Origin of the sequence: Streptomyces sp. KLMMK, assembly GCF_036961605.1 — a bacterium.
Lineage (GTDB): Bacteria > Actinomycetota > Actinomycetes > Streptomycetales > Streptomycetaceae > Streptomyces > Streptomyces telluris.
In genome coordinates this window covers 18,733-33,036 of the sequence record NZ_JBAMDC010000001.1, presented here as the reverse complement: position 1 = coordinate 33,036, position 14,304 = coordinate 18,733, and the positions used below count along the sequence as shown (strand labels likewise).

Sequence of the window (14,304 nt, the reverse complement as noted above, 5' to 3'; positions counted from 1 at the left end):
CTTGGTCGTGCCGCGGCGTGCGCGCTGTGGCACGACTGTGCTACTCGGCACGCCTGCTCGTGGTCCGTGGTCCGTGGTCCGTGGTTTGTGGTTTGTGGTCCGTGGTTCGGGGTCCGGAGGCCGGACAAGGCGGAGGCCGGACGGGCAGGGAACCGACAGCAGAGGAGCGCGTGACCGTGACCGTGTACGACCCGGAGTCGGACCCGGCGGTGTGGCGCACCCGTTTCCTCAACCTGCTCGACCGCACGCCGGTCCCGACGGCGGTCAGCACCGCCGAAGGCGTGATCACCGGTGCGAACCCGGCGCTGGCGGCACTGTGGAACCTCACCCCGGGCCGCCTGGCGGGCCGTCACCTGCTCGACCTGTTCACCCCCGCCGACCCCCGCAGGCTGAGCAAGTTCGACAGCGCCATGCGCGGGGGACGGCGCTCGCGCTACCCCTTCCGCGTCCGCTGGACCGCCGCCGGATCGTCCTACGAGGGGGAGCTGACCGTCGAGCCCGTGAGCGACCCGGCGGGCGAGCCCCCGCCCCTGCTGGCCATCCTCCGTGCGGACGAGCCGCGCCCCGCCGCGGACGGCCGGGAAGACGCCGCCGGCCCGGTCGCGCTCACCGCACTGGAGTCCCGCATCCTCGCCCTGGTCGCCGAGGGCCGCACCACGGCCGTGGTCGCCCGCACCGTCGGGCTCAGCGGCGACGGAGTCAATTACCACCTCGCCCGTCTGTGCCGCCGCCTGGACGCCTCGAACCGCACCGCTCTGGTGGCCCGCGCCTATGTGCTCGGCCTGCTCTCTCCGGCCGCCTGGCCGCCCGCGGCGGACTGAACGGCACCTTGGCCCGCGAAACCGGCCGGCACCTCATATGCGTATCCGCATGCTTGCGGTGGGTGACATTCCGGGGCTGCGCGTGTGAGGCCGCCCATGAGGCCCGGATCACTTACGAATCCCGGTAGTGAACAGCCGCGAATGAATACGGGGACAGAGCGGATAATCGCGCGCCGGCAATGAAGGAGCGTAGTAGGTCACAGTCCTTGTCAGGCGTTTTCGCCGCCGCTAACAATTACGGGGTCGCTGGGCGCCGTCGACCGAGAAACGGCGCTTGATTTCTGCGCCGCTTCAGGGCCGGGCGACATCCGCGATTGGAAGGTTCAGCTCAGTTATGCGCTCCACCGTCTCCGCTTATGCCCGTCTGCCGAAGGTTCACAAGTTCTCCGTCGCCGGTATTGCCGCGACCGGTGCTGCTGTCGTTGCGGTGGCTGTCGCGCCGCATGCTTTCGCCGCTGATGCCGCTCCGGCTGCTGCTGTGGTGAAGCCGGTGGCGTGGAGTGCTGAGGCTTTCGGTGAGACGCAGCAGGGTGAGCTGGAGAAGCAGGCCGACGCTGCTGCCAAGGCTGCTGCCAAGGCCGGCGCGGACGCTGCTGCGAAGGTGAAGGTCGCCGAGGAGCGTGCTGCCGAGCAGGCTGCCAACCGTTCCACTGAGCGCAAGGCGATTGCCGCCAAGCCCGCTGCCCCGGCGAAGCCTGCTGCCCCGGCTGCTCCGGCGAAGAAGGCGTACGCCGACAATCTTGAGGGCTGGATCAATGAGTCCCTGGAGATTCTGCGGGCGAAGGGTATTCCGGCTTCGTATGACGGCATCAAGCGGAATGTGCTGCGTGAGTCGACCGGTAACCCGCGTGCGATCAACGACTGGGACATCAACGCGGTGAACGGTGTTCCGTCGAAGGGTCTGCTGCAGATGATCGACCCGACGTTCAAGGCGTATCACGTCGAGGGCACGTCCTGGGACATCTACGACCCGGTCGCCAACATCACCGCTGCCTGCAACTACGCCGCTGACAAGTACGGCTCGATGGACAACGTCAACTCCGCCTACTGATCGGCTGACGACCGTCGCAGTCGGCACCGTTGACACCGCGAAGGGCGGTGGCACCCCGCACCGGGGTGCCACCGCCCTTCGCCGCTCTGTCCCACCGTCGGCGGGCGGCGCCCCGGGCCTCGGCACCGAGGCCCGGGTTCGAGCGCTTCGGGCCTCGACACGAGCCACGGAGATGTCTAAAGATCATCTCGCCGTTCTGTCATGCTTTCCTCAAGGAGCGCCGTGTCCACAGCATGCCGTCCCGTGCTCTGCCTGCCTGATCACACCGTGACCCTCGACGAAGCCGTCTCCCACATGGGGGAGCTGCACGCAAGCCATCCGAGGATCGGCACGGCCCTGCGCTTGATGCGCAACACCTCGGTGGGCACCAGATCGCTCGTCGACCCCTTCGCGGAGGTCACGCGGTTCCGGACCTTCGGCGAGCGCATGCGCCGCTACGCCGAAGCCGGTACCGCTTTAGGGGCACGCGCCGCGGAGGGCGCTCTGGCGGCCGCCGACACCACCGTGCAGGAGGTGGACCACCTGGTGCTGGTCTCGTGCACCGGGTACCTGCTGCCGGGGCTCGACGCGCACATCGGGGGCCGCCTGGGCCTGCGCAGGGACGTGCGCAGGCTGTCATTCGGCCAGGTGGGCTGCGCCGGCGGCGCCTACGCGCTGGCACGCGCCCGCGAGCTGTCCGCCGTCCGCCCCGGGGCCGTCACCCTGATCGTCGCGGTCGAACTGTGCTCACTGTCGTACCAGCCCGGCGACGACAGGATCGCCTCGTTCGTCTCGACCGCGCTTTTCGGCGACGCGGCCGCCGCCTGCGTCGTCCGGGACGACCGGCCCGGTCTGCGCCTCGACGCCGCGTACGAGGACCTCGCACCGGACACCCTCGGGCACATCTCCTACGACGTCGACGAGCTCGGCTTCCACTTCGACACCAACCCCCGGATATCCCGCGTGGTCGCGGACGCGATGCCGGGACTCAGGCGCTGGCTCGAGGAGGAGACGCCCGTGCTCGCGCCGCAGCCGGACTTCCTCATCAGCCACACGGGCGGGCCGCGCATCATGTACGAGGTCAGCAAGGGGCTGGGCATACCGCCGGCCATGTTCAAGCTCAGCGAGAACTCCTTGGCCCTGCGCGGCAACACCGCGAGCGCCGTCGTCTTCGACGTCCTGGAGCAGACCTTCGACGCCCCACCGCGCGACGGGGGAGCGGGGCTGGTCATCGCCTTCGGCCCCGGGGTCACCACAGTGGCCGTCACCGCCACCTGGGTCGCGTTCTAGGAGTTTCGGACGGCCGGCAGTGTTCCGGGATGCGGCCACGATCCCCGTATCCCCGTACCCCCGTACCCCCGTATCCCGGCTCCGGCCGCGGCCTCGGCCCGGCTTCCGGTGCGGACGCGTTCGCCACCGGAGGCCGGGCCGTCCGGCCCCCCGCCAGTCACCTGATGCCGGGGCCGATCGATCAGCCGGAGGAGCTGCCGCCGGACGCCGGCCGTACTCCCTGGGGGACGGGCAGGTTGAACACATGCCCCGGGGTGACGATCTTGGTGATCGCCTGGCCGAAGAGGGTGCTGGGCTCCGTCCCGCCGTGCAGGATGTCCGTGTTGAGGAGGACGACCAGCGTCGCCCGCTCCTCGGGCAGGTAGATCGTCAGCGACTCGTATCCGGGAAGCGAGCCGTTGTGACCGATCCAGCCCTGGACATTGAAGATTCCCAGGCCGTACCCGACGCCGGAAATGGGTGTCGGAAGGGTCTTCAGGCGCTCTGCCTGCGTCTTGGGACGCAGCAGGGAGCCGGTTGCGACGACACGCGCCCAGGTCCGGAGGTCCCGCAGGTTGGAGCTCATCGCTCCGGCGGCCCAGCCCCAGGACGGATTCCAGTCCGTGGCGTCCTCGACCGCGCCCGAGGCCGTCTGGTCGGTGTATCCGTGGGCGTGGGGCCTGGGGAACTCGGCGCCCTTCGGGAACAGGGTGTGGCGCAGGCCCGCGGGCTTCAGGACCCTCTCATGGATGAATTTGCCGAGCGGACGGCCGTCGGCCTTCTCCACGACGAGACCCAGCAGGATCAGATTGGTGTTGGAGTACTCGAACTTCTCACCGGGCTGGAATCGCACCGGATGCTTGAAGGAGTAGCCGAGCAACTCCTGAGGAGAGAAGGGCCGGTACGGGTCGGAGGTGAGGGCCTTGAAGAAGCCTGCGTCCTCCGAGTAGTTGAACAGGCCGCTGCGCATGTCGGCGAGGTCGCGCAAGGTGATGCGGTGGCCATTGGGAACACCCTTGATGTACCGGCCGATCGGGTCGTCCAGCCTCACCTTGCCGTCGTCGACGAGTTCGAGCAGGGCGGTCACGGTGAAGGTCTTGGTCTCGCTGCCGATCCGCATGTGCAGACCGGGGCTCATAGGGGTTCTGTCCGCCTTGTCGGCGACGCCGAAGGCCCGTACGTAATTCCCTTTGCCGGGGGCAGAAAGGCCCACGATGACCCCGGGCACGGAGGTCTCGCGCATCACCTGCCGGATCGCCGTGTCCAGACGTGCGGCGACAGCGGGGCCGAGCTTCGGGAACCGGGTGGGGGTGTCCGATGGGGAAGCGAGGGAAGTGAGGGACGCGGAGGCGGCGGCGGAGACGGGCGGGAAGGAGGAATCGGCGGCGATCGCGTCCGGCGCGGTCACCGGCAGGCCGAGTACCGCCAGCACCCCGGCGGCGGTCAGACCCGCGCACGTTCTGCGCCACCGCGTGTGCAGGCACCTCATGTCAGGCCTCCTGGCGGACGAGGACAAGTCCTTGGTCAGCCTAGGCCCGCTCGTATGGTCTCGCACCGCGACGTATGGCCGCGATGTATGGCTGCGATGTATGGCTGCGACGCGTGACCGCGACGCGTGACCGTCCCGGAGGCGCCTCTCCGTCTCCGCATGCGAACGGGCGCTCGGTGTGCACCTGCTCACCCTGCCCTCCAGCGCTCCGTCAGCGCTGCCAGCGCGGCGCGCGCCGCGGCTTCGCCCTCCTCGTACGCGTGGGCCTGCGCCTCGTGAAGGGCATCGCCGAGCTGGCGTTCGGCCTCGCGGGTACGGCCCGTCGCCGCAAGGGCCTCGCCGTACAGCGTGCGCAGCAGCACGCGCCGGGGGGCCGCGAGAGGTGGTGCGGCGAGGGCCAGGCCCCGGGCTGCGTGGTCGACGGCCGCGTCGGGGATGCCGACGGCGAGGAGGTGCTGCGTGAGGTGCTGATGGGCGAGGGCGGCCGTGTCGGTGCGGCTGGCCTGTTCGGCCAGGGTGAGGGCCTGGACGAGAAGGCCCCGGGGGCGTTCCCGGTCGCCGTGGCGCATGAGTGCGACGGCGAGGTTGATCCGGGCGATCGCCTCTCCGGCCGTGTCTCCGGCGCGAGAGGCGAGTTCGGGGGCGCGCTCCAGCTGTACGAGGGCTTCTTCGGGTCTGTTCTCTTCGGCCAGCACCCAGCCCAGCAGTGCCCGGGTCCGCGACTGGGCGCCGGGGTCGTCGTCGAGTTCGGCGGAGGCCAGACCCTGTTCGAGCAGCGGTATCCAGCCGTCGCGGACCTGCCACAGGATCAGGGGCCACTGCAGGAGGACCAGGCACCAGGCGCGGTCGTGCATCCCCGCCGAGACGGCGGCCTCGACGGCGCCGCGCATCGTCTCCCGTTCGGCGGAGTACCAGGCGAGTGCATTCCCGCGGTCGGCGAACGTACGGATCGCGACCGGTCGCCGGGCTCCGGTGGGCAGGGCGCAGCACGGTTCGTTGCCGGGTTCTGCGGCGGCGCACGCCGCGTGGAGCGTGTGCAGCCAGTGGTCGAGCAGCCGCAGCAGCGCCTCGGGGTCGTACCCCGGGGACAGGCTGCGGGCGTAGAGCCGCACCAGGTCGTGCAGCACGTAGGAGCGCGGGCTCACCTCGACGACCAGTTGGGCGGCGGCCAGCTGGTCCAGGGCGTCGGCCGCCTGGCTGGGCAGGCAGCCGGCCAGCGCGGCGGCCGTGCAGATGTCGAGGGTGGCTCCGGTGTGCGGCGCCAGGCCGTGGAACATCTGCCGGGCTGCTTCGGGCAGGTGCTGCACACTCAGTCCCAGGGCGGCGGCGACGCCGGTGTCCCCGGCGTTCAGCAGGTCCAGCCTGTTCTGCTCGTCGGCGAGTTCGTCGGCGAAGGCGGCCAGGCCGTGGTGGGGGCGGGTGGCGAGACGGGCGGCCGCGACGCGCAGGGCCAGGGGCAGACCGTCGCACAGGTCGGCGAGCCGCACGGCCGCCTCCGGCTCGGCCGCGACCGGGTCCGGGCCCAGGACGGCGGCGAGCAGCGCGGTGGACTGCGCGGCGGGGAGTTGGCCGATCGCCACGGGACGAGCGGCGTCCGAGGCCACAAGACCGCCGAGCCGGTCGCGGCTGGTGACGAGGGTGACACAGCTCTCTCCGCCCGGCAGCAGGGGGCGGACCTGCTGGGAGTCGCGGGCGTTGTCCAGCACGATCAGCAGTCTGCGCCCGGAGGTCAGCTCGCGGTAGCAGGCGCCCAGTGCCTCGGGCGACCCCGGCATCCGATCGGTTCGGACACCGAGGGCGAGCAGGAACTCCCGGAGTACGGCGGTGGTGTCGGGGGCCGGCGTGGGGCTGTATCCGTGGAGGTCGGCGAACAGCCGGCAGTCGGGGAAGTCGGTGGGCTGCAGGTGCGCCCAGTGCACGGCGAGGGCCGTCTTCCCCACTCCGGCGCTGCCCGTGATCACGACTAGGGCATCGGGGGTGCCGTGCACGGCCGTGTCGAGGGACTTCAGCTCGTTGTCGCGTCCTGTAAAGCCCCGGGGTCTGCGGGGCAGGAGCTGCGGCTCGACTGCGCCGGGGTGAGGGATGGCGGTCTGAGGGATGGTGAGGTGTGGAGCGGCGGGGTGGGGCTGCGTGGAGGGCGCGATTCCTTGCTCCGGCCCCTTGGGCCTGGCAGGTGTGACCGGTGCCGGTGCCGGTGCCGGTGCCGGCACCGGGCCGGCGGCCACCGGGGCCGGTGCGGGCCGGCGAGCGCCGGACCTCAGGACAGTGGCGTACGCATCGGCGAGTACCGCTCCGGGGTCGACGCCGAGCTGATCGGCGAGCAGCTGCCGGGTGCGGTGGAACCACCCCAGTGCGTCCGACTGCAGGCCCGCCTTGCCCAGAGCCAGTATCAGTGCCGCTATCAGCGGCTCCCTCAGCGGATTCGTGACGGCTTCGGCACGCAGGACGGCCGCCGCCGTTCCGTGCTCACCGAGGCGTCCGTGGGCGGCGGCCAGTTCCTCCACGGCGGTCAGGCGCAGCTCGTCCAGCGTGTGCGCGGCCGCTTCCAGCAGCGGACTGCGTACGGTCCCGGTGAGCGCGGGCCCCTCCCACAGTGCGAGCGCCTCACGGAGCACGGACACGGCCGCGGCCGGTTCGCACTGTTCGCGGGAGAGCCGGAGCAACTCCTCGAAACGGTGCGCGTCCACCAGCGTCTCGGGGAGCCGCAGCGCGTACGCCTGCCCCTGCGTGACGAGTTCGACACCGTGGTCCGGTGCCCCGTGATCGGCAAGCAGCGCTCGCAGCCGGGACACGTGGCCCTGTAGCACCGTACGGGAGTGGCGGGGCGGATCGTCGTTCCACAACGCCTCGGTCAGCCGCTCGACGGTGACGGCCGCATTACCCGGCCATTCGGCCCCTGGCTCACCTGCGACGTCGCCGGGCCTCGGACCGTACTGTCTCCGTATCGCCTTCCTCCGTAACCGATTGCTCGGACGACCGGCCGGCCCCCGGTCGCCGGAGCACCGTTAGCCGTCCGTTAGGGCTCCGTTTGCGGTCGCTGCGAGTCTCTTCCGTGCCAAGCGGTGTGCGCGGCAGCGTCCGTCCCCCACTTCACAGGACGGGCGAAGCAGCAGGCCAATGGCCAGCCGATGCTCGCCCTGACATCGAGTCGGAATCAGGAGTCTCTCCATGACCGTCCCGCTCCTCCGTAGATCGGCCCTCGCGGCCACGACCCTCGTCCTGGCCGGTGCCACTTTCAGCGGCGTTGCGTCGGCCACCCCCGCGCATGCCGCGGCGCCCAAGGCAGCGGCGAGCTACTGCCACGTGTCGGGCCTCGGCGGTGACTACATTTGTGAGTACGGCGAGGCCTGGCTGACCTACCCGGCGGGCAACCGGCAGGTGTTCATCATTGGCACCGACTTCGCGGTCTGGACCCGCTGGCAGTACGCGGGCGGCAGCTGGAGCGAGTGGACCTCCTTCGGCGGCAAGCTCCGCAGCGCTGTCCGTGTCGAGGGGAACAACACCTGGACTCCGACCATCTCGGCCGTCGGTGAGGACGGCAACCGCTGGTACCGCCACCGCCTGAACAGCGGCAGCTGGACCAACTGGCAGAGCTGACCGCCCGCGTGACGCAGGCGCCGTGCGGCCGACGCCGCACGGCCCGCCCTGCCCTGCGTGCCGCAGAACCTGGTGTGAACGTCACACCCCTCTCCGGCCGACGCTGGCTTAAAGTGCCCCGTATGAAGATCATCGAGCTGGAGCCGGGCGACCCGCGACTCATATCCGATCTGCTCCCCGTCCTCCAGGAACTGCGTCCACACCTCACTGAGGAGACCTTCCGGGAGGTGTACGGGGAGGGGTACGGCCAGGGCCTGCGCTTCTCGGCCGCGTACACCGACGAGGGCAGGTGCGTCGGCGCGGCCGGCTGGCGCACCGTGGTCAATACGAGCACGCTGCGCTCGCTGTATGTCGACGACCTGGTGACCGCCGCCACCGAACGTTCGACCGGCGTCGGCCGCGAGCTCCTCGCCCACCTGCAGGAGCGCGCTCGCGAAGCCGGTTGCCACCACTTCGTGCTGGACTCGGCCACGCACCGCACCGACGCCCACCGCTTCTACCTGCGGGAGCGGATGGCCATCGCCGCCTTCCACTTCATGAAGCCGCTGGACTGACGGAAGCACAGGACCGGACCGGTGCCCCGGCAGCAAACGACCGAGGACGTGAGCGTCCGGGGCACGCGTGTGTGGCGGGCGCTGTCCGGTCAGGCGGCACGCAGGGCCGTCAGGCTCGGCTGCGAGGGCGGCCGTCGGCCGCTCCACGTAAAGCAATATGGGATGAAAGGGACTTTAGCGGACCGGGTGTGAGGGGCGTCGGAGGCGCCAGGCACACTCTTGGTGTTGCAGTGTCGTACACCAAGAGGATGTTCCACGCATGATTACGCTCAAGAAGGAAGACGGCCCGGCGGACCTGGACGGAGTGACGCACCTGTCCATCGGGGTGTCCTGGGACCCCACCGGCGGAAGCAGCGGCGGCGTGATGGGCGTGCTCCGCCGCAAGACCGGCACCGACCTCGACCTGATAGCCATCGCGATGCAGGGTGCGGACCCGGTGCGCCTCGCGGGCCTGGACTCCCTCGATCCGATGGGCAACGGCTCCGTGGTGCACAGCGGCGACAACCAGACCGGGCGCGGTGACGGGGACGACGAGACGGTGACGGTCGAGTTCGCCCGCGTCCCGGAGAACATCACGTCGATCGTTTTCGTCGCCGCCGCGTACAAGAAGGGCAGTTCCTTCCAGAAGGCGCGCAACATCAGCTTCAAGGTGTACGACGCGAGCGGCGGCAGCTCCCAGCAGGTCGCCGACATCTGGCCGAGCCTGCTCAGCAGCGACAACGGCTGCGCCGTGGCCAAGGCGGTGCGTGCCGGCGGCAGCTGGAAGCTTGAGGTGATCAACGTGACGGGGAAGATCAAGCAGGGCGACGAGCACGCCCTGATGCGCTTCGCCATCAGCAAGTAACACGGGCAGGCTGCGCGCGGCCCGGGGGCCTGCCGGGCGTCCGGGCCGCAGCTCATGACGCGTGCCCGCGCTCCCGGCACTGCCGGCGCCCCTCGGCGCCGCCGCCCAGCGGGCTTTCCTCAGGTGACCGGGGCGGGTAGGTGCCGACCCCCGTGCGGCACCCTGCCCTCATGGGGTGTCCTATGCGCCGGTGCGGGGCGGCATCCAGTGCTGGGCGGTGAAGTCGCCCTTTTCCAGGGTTTCGAAGGGTGCGCTGCTCACGCACTTGCCGACGCTGTTGACCGGGAGGCCGTCCATGGCCCAGCTGTAGCCGAGCCGGTCCTTCTTCCCGCCCTTGCCGCCGTCGAGGACGGTGAAGCCGAATCGCTTGCCCTTCAACTCGGCAGCAGAGGGCATCGGTATGCCCGGCGCGACCTTGACCTGGGCGTCGGTGACGATCCCTGTCGCCACGGCGACCGGTCCGCCCGTGAGCAGGCAATCGATGCGCCCCTTGAACCGCACGTCGAATTCCTTGCCGAACCGGTGGCTGACGTCGAAGGTGCCCCGGGCCTTGTCCGCGAACCCGTGCGCGTCGATGGCGAAGTGAACGTCGTCACCGGGCTTCCGCTGCAGCTTGGCGGAGCCGACGACGGAGGGCTCGTCCTTGGTTTGCGCTGCGGCCGTCCCGCTGGTCGTCGCGACGCCGGCCACGACGGCAGCGCACACGCCCAGGGGGACGGCAACGGTGGCGAGGGAACGGCGGCGTATCCGGGGCATTGGTCCTCCTGGTGGGTAAGGGGAGCGGCCGGGTCCGTGCGGCCCCGCGTCCGGCGGGTCCTCCCGACCGCTCACCTCCAGGCTGCCGCCTCCCGCACCTCAAGCGCGTCATCTCTTGGACGGCTTCCCCTCCGCCGCACGGTGGAACAGCGTTCCTCCTTCGCGACGACACCGGTCGCACATCTCAGCGGTACGGATGCCGTCGTTTCAGTTCGGTGACAGGGCGGGACCGGCTTGGTGAGGGGCCGTACGTTGTATCGACATGAGACCTCGTATCGCCGTCATAGGCAGTGGCCCCGCCGGCCTTGCCTTCGCCCGCGTCCTCCACCGTCATGGTCACCCCGTCACCGTCCTCGAACGCGATCCCGCCCGCGACGCCCGACCCGCGGGCGGCACGCTGGACCTGCACGAGGGGCTGGGCCAGCTGGCGCTGGAGAAGGCGGGGGTGATGGCGGAGTTCCAGGAGCTGTCCCGTCCCGAGGGGCAGGCCATGCGCATCCTGGACACGGACGGGACCGTCCTCCGCGATTGGCAACCTCGTCCGGGTGACCAAGCCAATCCCGAGATCGACCGCGGGCAGCTCCGTGACCTGTTGCTCGGGCCTCTGGACGTCCAGTGGGGGCGGGCCGTGACGGAGGTGGTGCCGGAGAGCCGGGATGGCGTGCTGGTCCATTTCGCGGACGGGCGGCAGGAGACGTTCGACCTCGTGATCGGCGCGGACGGCGCCTGGTCCCGGGTCCGCCCGGCGGTCTCGTCCGCGACGCCGCAGTACACCGGCGTCACCATGGTCGAGACCTCCCTGGACGACGTCGACACCCGCCACCCCGACCTCGCCCGGCTGGTCGGCGACGGTTCCGTGGCTGCGTACGGCGTGAACCGCGCGCTCGTCGCCCAGCGCAACAGCGGCGGCCACGTCAAGATATACGCCCAGTTCCGCGTGCCGCTCGACTGGCACACGAACCCGGACCGGTACACGAACCCGGACCGGCGCGCGGGCCTGGACCTGGCCGACGCCGAGGCCGTGCGAGCAAGCCTGCTGGCTCTGTTCGACGGCTGGGCCGCTCCCGTCCTCGACCTCCTCCGCCGCGGCACAGCTTTCGTCCACCGCCCCCTCTACGCCCTTCCCGTGTCCCACACCTGGGCCCACGTCTCCGGGGTGACGCTGCTGGGCGACGCCGCGCACCTGATGCCCCCCTTGGGGGTGGGCGCGAACCTTGCGATGCTGGAAGGCGCCGAACTCGCCGAATCCATCGCCGCAGCCCCCGGCCCCGGAGACCTGGACGAGGCCGTCCGCGCCTTCGAGGAACAGATGTGGGCACGGGCCGGCAGGTGGGCGAACATCACGACGGCCGGTCTGGAACGCCTCGTGAGCCCGGACCCCTCCGAAGCCCTCGCCCTCTTCGACGAGGTCCAGTCTTCCTGACCGCCAAGCGCAAGAGCATGGCCCGGTCCGCCGGTTCCTCGCCCCCCCCGGAAGAGAACGCCGGTGGCGGCTGCCCGCCCTCAACCCGTCCCGTATGCGGTTCTGGCCTCGACGATCTCAGGCAGGTGCATGCGGGCCCAGTCGCATGCGGCATCCAGCGGCCCCAGCAGCGAGCGGCCGAGCGCGGTCAGTTCGTACTCCACGCGCGGCGGGTTCTCGTCGTGGACGGTCCGGGTCAGGAAGCCGTTGCGTTCCATCGAGCGGAGGGTCTCGGTGAGCACCTTGGGGGTGATCCAGTGCAGCGGGACACGCAGCTCGGAGAACCGGCGCGGGCCACCCTCCAGACAGCGCAACACCACCCCGGTCCACTTGTCGCCGACACGGAACGGCTGCGCCCGGTCCGAGCAATCGGGGTCGTCGAACATCTCTGCGTTCAATGGCGTGCTCACAGGCCCGACGCTAGCCCAGTACCTTTGCAGTAACCAGGCACCCCCGTCCTACGGTCACCGTCATGAGCAACGACATCATCATTTTCGGAGCAGGCGGACGGGTCGGCCGGGCGGCCGTGGCGGAGTCGGTGGCCCGCGGTCACCGGGTGACAGCGGTGGTCCGTGACCCCGCGAAGTATCAGGACCTGAGAGGCGACCGCGTCGCCGTCGTACAGGGAGACGTGACCGATCCGCGGTCGGTGGCGGCCCTCGCCGCAGGCCATGGCGCGGCGCTCAACGCATCGGTGCGCCTCGACATCGGTTCGGAGGAGTACTTCACCGCGGCGGCGAGCGCACTGATCGCGGGATTGGCGGAGGCAGGGGTACGGAGGCTCCTGACCATGGGCATCGCAACCACACTGGAGACGGCCCCGGGCGTACGGGTCATGGACGGGCCGGATTTCCCCGAGGCATGGCGGGCCTTTGCACAGGGACATGTGGCGGAATACGAACTTCTCTCCACGGCCGGCCCGGATCTGGACTGGCTGATGGTCGTGCCCCCGCTGGACCTGAACGCGGACGCCGAATCCACCGGCAGCTACCGGACGGCGGTCGGAACGGTACTGGACGGTCCGGGCCGGATCTCGCACGCAGATCTCGCGATCGCCGTGCTGGACGAGATCGAGACGCCGCGCCACAGCCGCGTGCAGCTGGCAGTAACGGCGGCCGCGGCCGCCCGCGGGCTTGCCCTCGCGAAGACGGTGGGGCCGACGGCGTGAGCGAGGCCCTGGCTCACCGGCACCCCGCCGGCTCCAGGCCCCGCCTACCACCCGCCGCGGGCCTCGTGCCACCCCGTTTTGCGCTTCTTCACGCCCAGCTCCGCCTGGGCACCCTGTCTGGGTACTGCTTTGCACTGTTCGCCGTGCTCCTGCTGGGGGCCTGCGCAATCGGCCGGGCGATCGGAAGGCTGTGGCCGGCCGGAGGGGCGCGCGTGCCCTTCAGTAGCTGCGCCCCGGCAATTCCACCCAGACGTCCGGCTGTCCGGTGAAGGCGCGTGCGTCGGTGGGGCGCAGCCCCACCCATGCACAGGCGTGGGCGACGGGGTGGCCGCGGTAGAGGTAGGCGAGCAGGACTTCTTCGGATGTGAGGGTGTCGTAGGGGTTCGGACCGCCGCCTGGGTGGAGGTCCCCTCCTTCGACGACGCCGTCGCGGACGATGCTGCCCTGGTTGCCGTTCTTGGCGTTGGCGTACAGGCCGTAGAAGGCCGTGCCGGCGGATAGCCGTTTCTGCAGTTCGGGGGTGTCCGGCGTGAAGCCCCAGGGCTGGGTGATGAGGCAGCCGCCGGGTACGGTGGTGACGCCGACGATCCGCATGTCGCGATCGAGGGTGCAGCCAGCCAGATGGTTCTCTTGCAGCGCGTGCAGTCTGCTGCCCTGCAGGGGAGTGGCGTTCAGGCGGCGTACGGCTTCTTGGACGTCGATGCCGGCCACACAGGCCAGGCCCAGGCCGATGGGGTGGCGGCAGTCTGCCAGGGCGGCGCGGAGCTGCTCGGCCTCGAGCACGAGCGCGCGTTCAGCGGGGCTCAGCCCAGGCTCGCCCTCGGGCGCCACGAACAGGCCGGGCGTGGGGCCGGCCAGGCTGAGCCGTCCCGGCGACCAGCCCCCGAGTACGGGCTCCCAAGGGTCCTCACCCGCAGCTACGAGCTCTTCCACGAACTCCGGCTGATCATCCATGAGGACCTCCCACAGGGGCGGCAAGTCGTCCTCTGATTCGTACTCCTCGATCAGGAACACGGGCATCGCTGCGTCGTCGAGCGGCGGTGTGCCGGACGTCGTCATCGCGGGCCGGATCCTGCTACCGGCGACAGCTTCCTTGTCCTTGTCCTTGTCCTTGTCCTCGTCCCGGCACGGGCAGCTCTCCTCGTGCCGCCGGTCCTGACCCTGCCCCGCGGTTTCCCCATCGTGCACCTGAGCTGCCATGGTGTTCCCCTCCCATGCGATCGAACGGCATGTGCCGCGCGTGACGACCTTTCCAGAGAGCACTGACACTTCCGGCCTCCGGGGCGTTGTCAGTGGGCCGTGCGAAGGTGCCGT

The 14,304-nt window shown here is 70.4% G+C and carries 13 protein-coding genes; 8 read left to right on the top strand and 5 right to left on the bottom strand.

The annotated features are described in order from the left end of the window. Positions 1–170 precede the first annotated feature (170 nt). From V7793_RS00165 to V7793_RS00155, 3 genes are all read left to right on the top strand, one after another. The gene (locus tag V7793_RS00165) at positions 171–821 is read left to right on the top strand and encodes a PAS domain-containing protein (RefSeq protein WP_335580763.1); all 651 of its coding nucleotides are present in this window, start codon (positions 171–173) and stop codon (positions 819–821) included. A gap of 334 nt (positions 822–1,155) precedes the next feature. Further along, on the top strand, positions 1,156–1,872 hold the full coding sequence (locus V7793_RS00160; RefSeq protein ID WP_335580762.1) for a transglycosylase SLT domain-containing protein: 717 nt from the start codon (positions 1,156–1,158) through the stop codon (positions 1,870–1,872). A gap of 267 nt (positions 1,873–2,139) precedes the next feature. Continuing rightward, the gene (locus tag V7793_RS00155; protein WP_335580761.1) at positions 2,140–3,141 is read left to right on the top strand and encodes a type III polyketide synthase; all 1,002 of its coding nucleotides are present in this window, start codon (positions 2,140–2,142) and stop codon (positions 3,139–3,141) included. Between the two features lie 181 nt (positions 3,142–3,322). On the opposite strand, the gene V7793_RS00150 is transcribed toward V7793_RS00155, so the two are convergent. Then, positions 3,323–4,609: a serine hydrolase domain-containing protein gene (locus tag V7793_RS00150; protein WP_335580760.1), complete on the bottom strand. Its 1,287-nt coding sequence runs from the start codon at positions 4,607–4,609 to the stop codon at positions 3,323–3,325. 188 nt (positions 4,610–4,797) lie between these two features. Then, on the bottom strand, positions 4,798–7,401 hold the full coding sequence (locus V7793_RS00145; protein ID WP_335580759.1) for an AfsR/SARP family transcriptional regulator: 2,604 nt from the start codon (positions 7,399–7,401) through the stop codon (positions 4,798–4,800). A gap of 376 nt (positions 7,402–7,777) precedes the next feature. On the opposite strand from V7793_RS00145, the gene V7793_RS00140 reads away from it, so the two are divergent. From V7793_RS00140 to V7793_RS00130, 3 genes are all read left to right on the top strand, one after another. Beyond that, positions 7,778–8,206 (top strand): hypothetical protein, encoded by a 429-nt coding sequence (locus V7793_RS00140; protein WP_335580758.1) that lies wholly within the window; start codon positions 7,778–7,780, stop codon positions 8,204–8,206. Positions 8,207–8,328: 122 nt separating this feature from the next. Beyond that, the gene (locus V7793_RS00135; RefSeq protein WP_335580757.1) at positions 8,329–8,760 is read left to right on the top strand and encodes a GNAT family N-acetyltransferase; all 432 of its coding nucleotides are present in this window, start codon (positions 8,329–8,331) and stop codon (positions 8,758–8,760) included. 259 nt (positions 8,761–9,019) lie between these two features. Beyond that, positions 9,020–9,604 (top strand): TerD family protein, encoded by a 585-nt coding sequence (locus V7793_RS00130; RefSeq protein ID WP_058043768.1) that lies wholly within the window; start codon positions 9,020–9,022, stop codon positions 9,602–9,604. A gap of 180 nt (positions 9,605–9,784) precedes the next feature. Here V7793_RS00130 and V7793_RS00125 read toward each other — a convergent pair whose 3' ends face one another. Next, positions 9,785–10,360, bottom strand: a complete 576-nt coding sequence (locus tag V7793_RS00125) for a hypothetical protein (protein WP_335580756.1) — start codon at positions 10,358–10,360, stop codon at positions 9,785–9,787. 262 nt (positions 10,361–10,622) lie between these two features. Here V7793_RS00125 and V7793_RS00120 point away from each other — a divergent pair, with 262 nt between their 5' ends. Beyond that, positions 10,623–11,783 carry an FAD-dependent oxidoreductase gene (locus V7793_RS00120; RefSeq protein ID WP_335580755.1) on the top strand — a complete coding sequence of 387 codons (1,161 nt, stop codon included), beginning with the start codon at positions 10,623–10,625 and terminating at the stop codon, positions 11,781–11,783. Between the two features lie 80 nt (positions 11,784–11,863). Here V7793_RS00120 and V7793_RS00115 read toward each other — a convergent pair whose 3' ends face one another. Next, complete coding sequence (locus tag V7793_RS00115) at positions 11,864–12,232, bottom strand: winged helix-turn-helix transcriptional regulator (protein ID WP_335580754.1); 369 nt, start codon at positions 12,230–12,232, stop codon at positions 11,864–11,866. A gap of 62 nt (positions 12,233–12,294) precedes the next feature. On the opposite strand from V7793_RS00115, the gene V7793_RS00110 reads away from it, so the two are divergent. Continuing rightward, positions 12,295–12,990, top strand: a complete 696-nt coding sequence (locus V7793_RS00110) for an NAD(P)-dependent oxidoreductase (RefSeq protein WP_335580753.1) — start codon at positions 12,295–12,297, stop codon at positions 12,988–12,990. 219 nt (positions 12,991–13,209) lie between these two features. On the opposite strand, the gene V7793_RS00105 is transcribed toward V7793_RS00110, so the two are convergent. Further along, a complete protein-coding gene (locus V7793_RS00105; RefSeq protein WP_335580752.1) occupies positions 13,210–14,190 on the bottom strand; it encodes an ankyrin repeat domain-containing protein in 981 nt (326 codons plus the stop codon). Positions 14,191–14,304 lie beyond the last annotated feature (114 nt).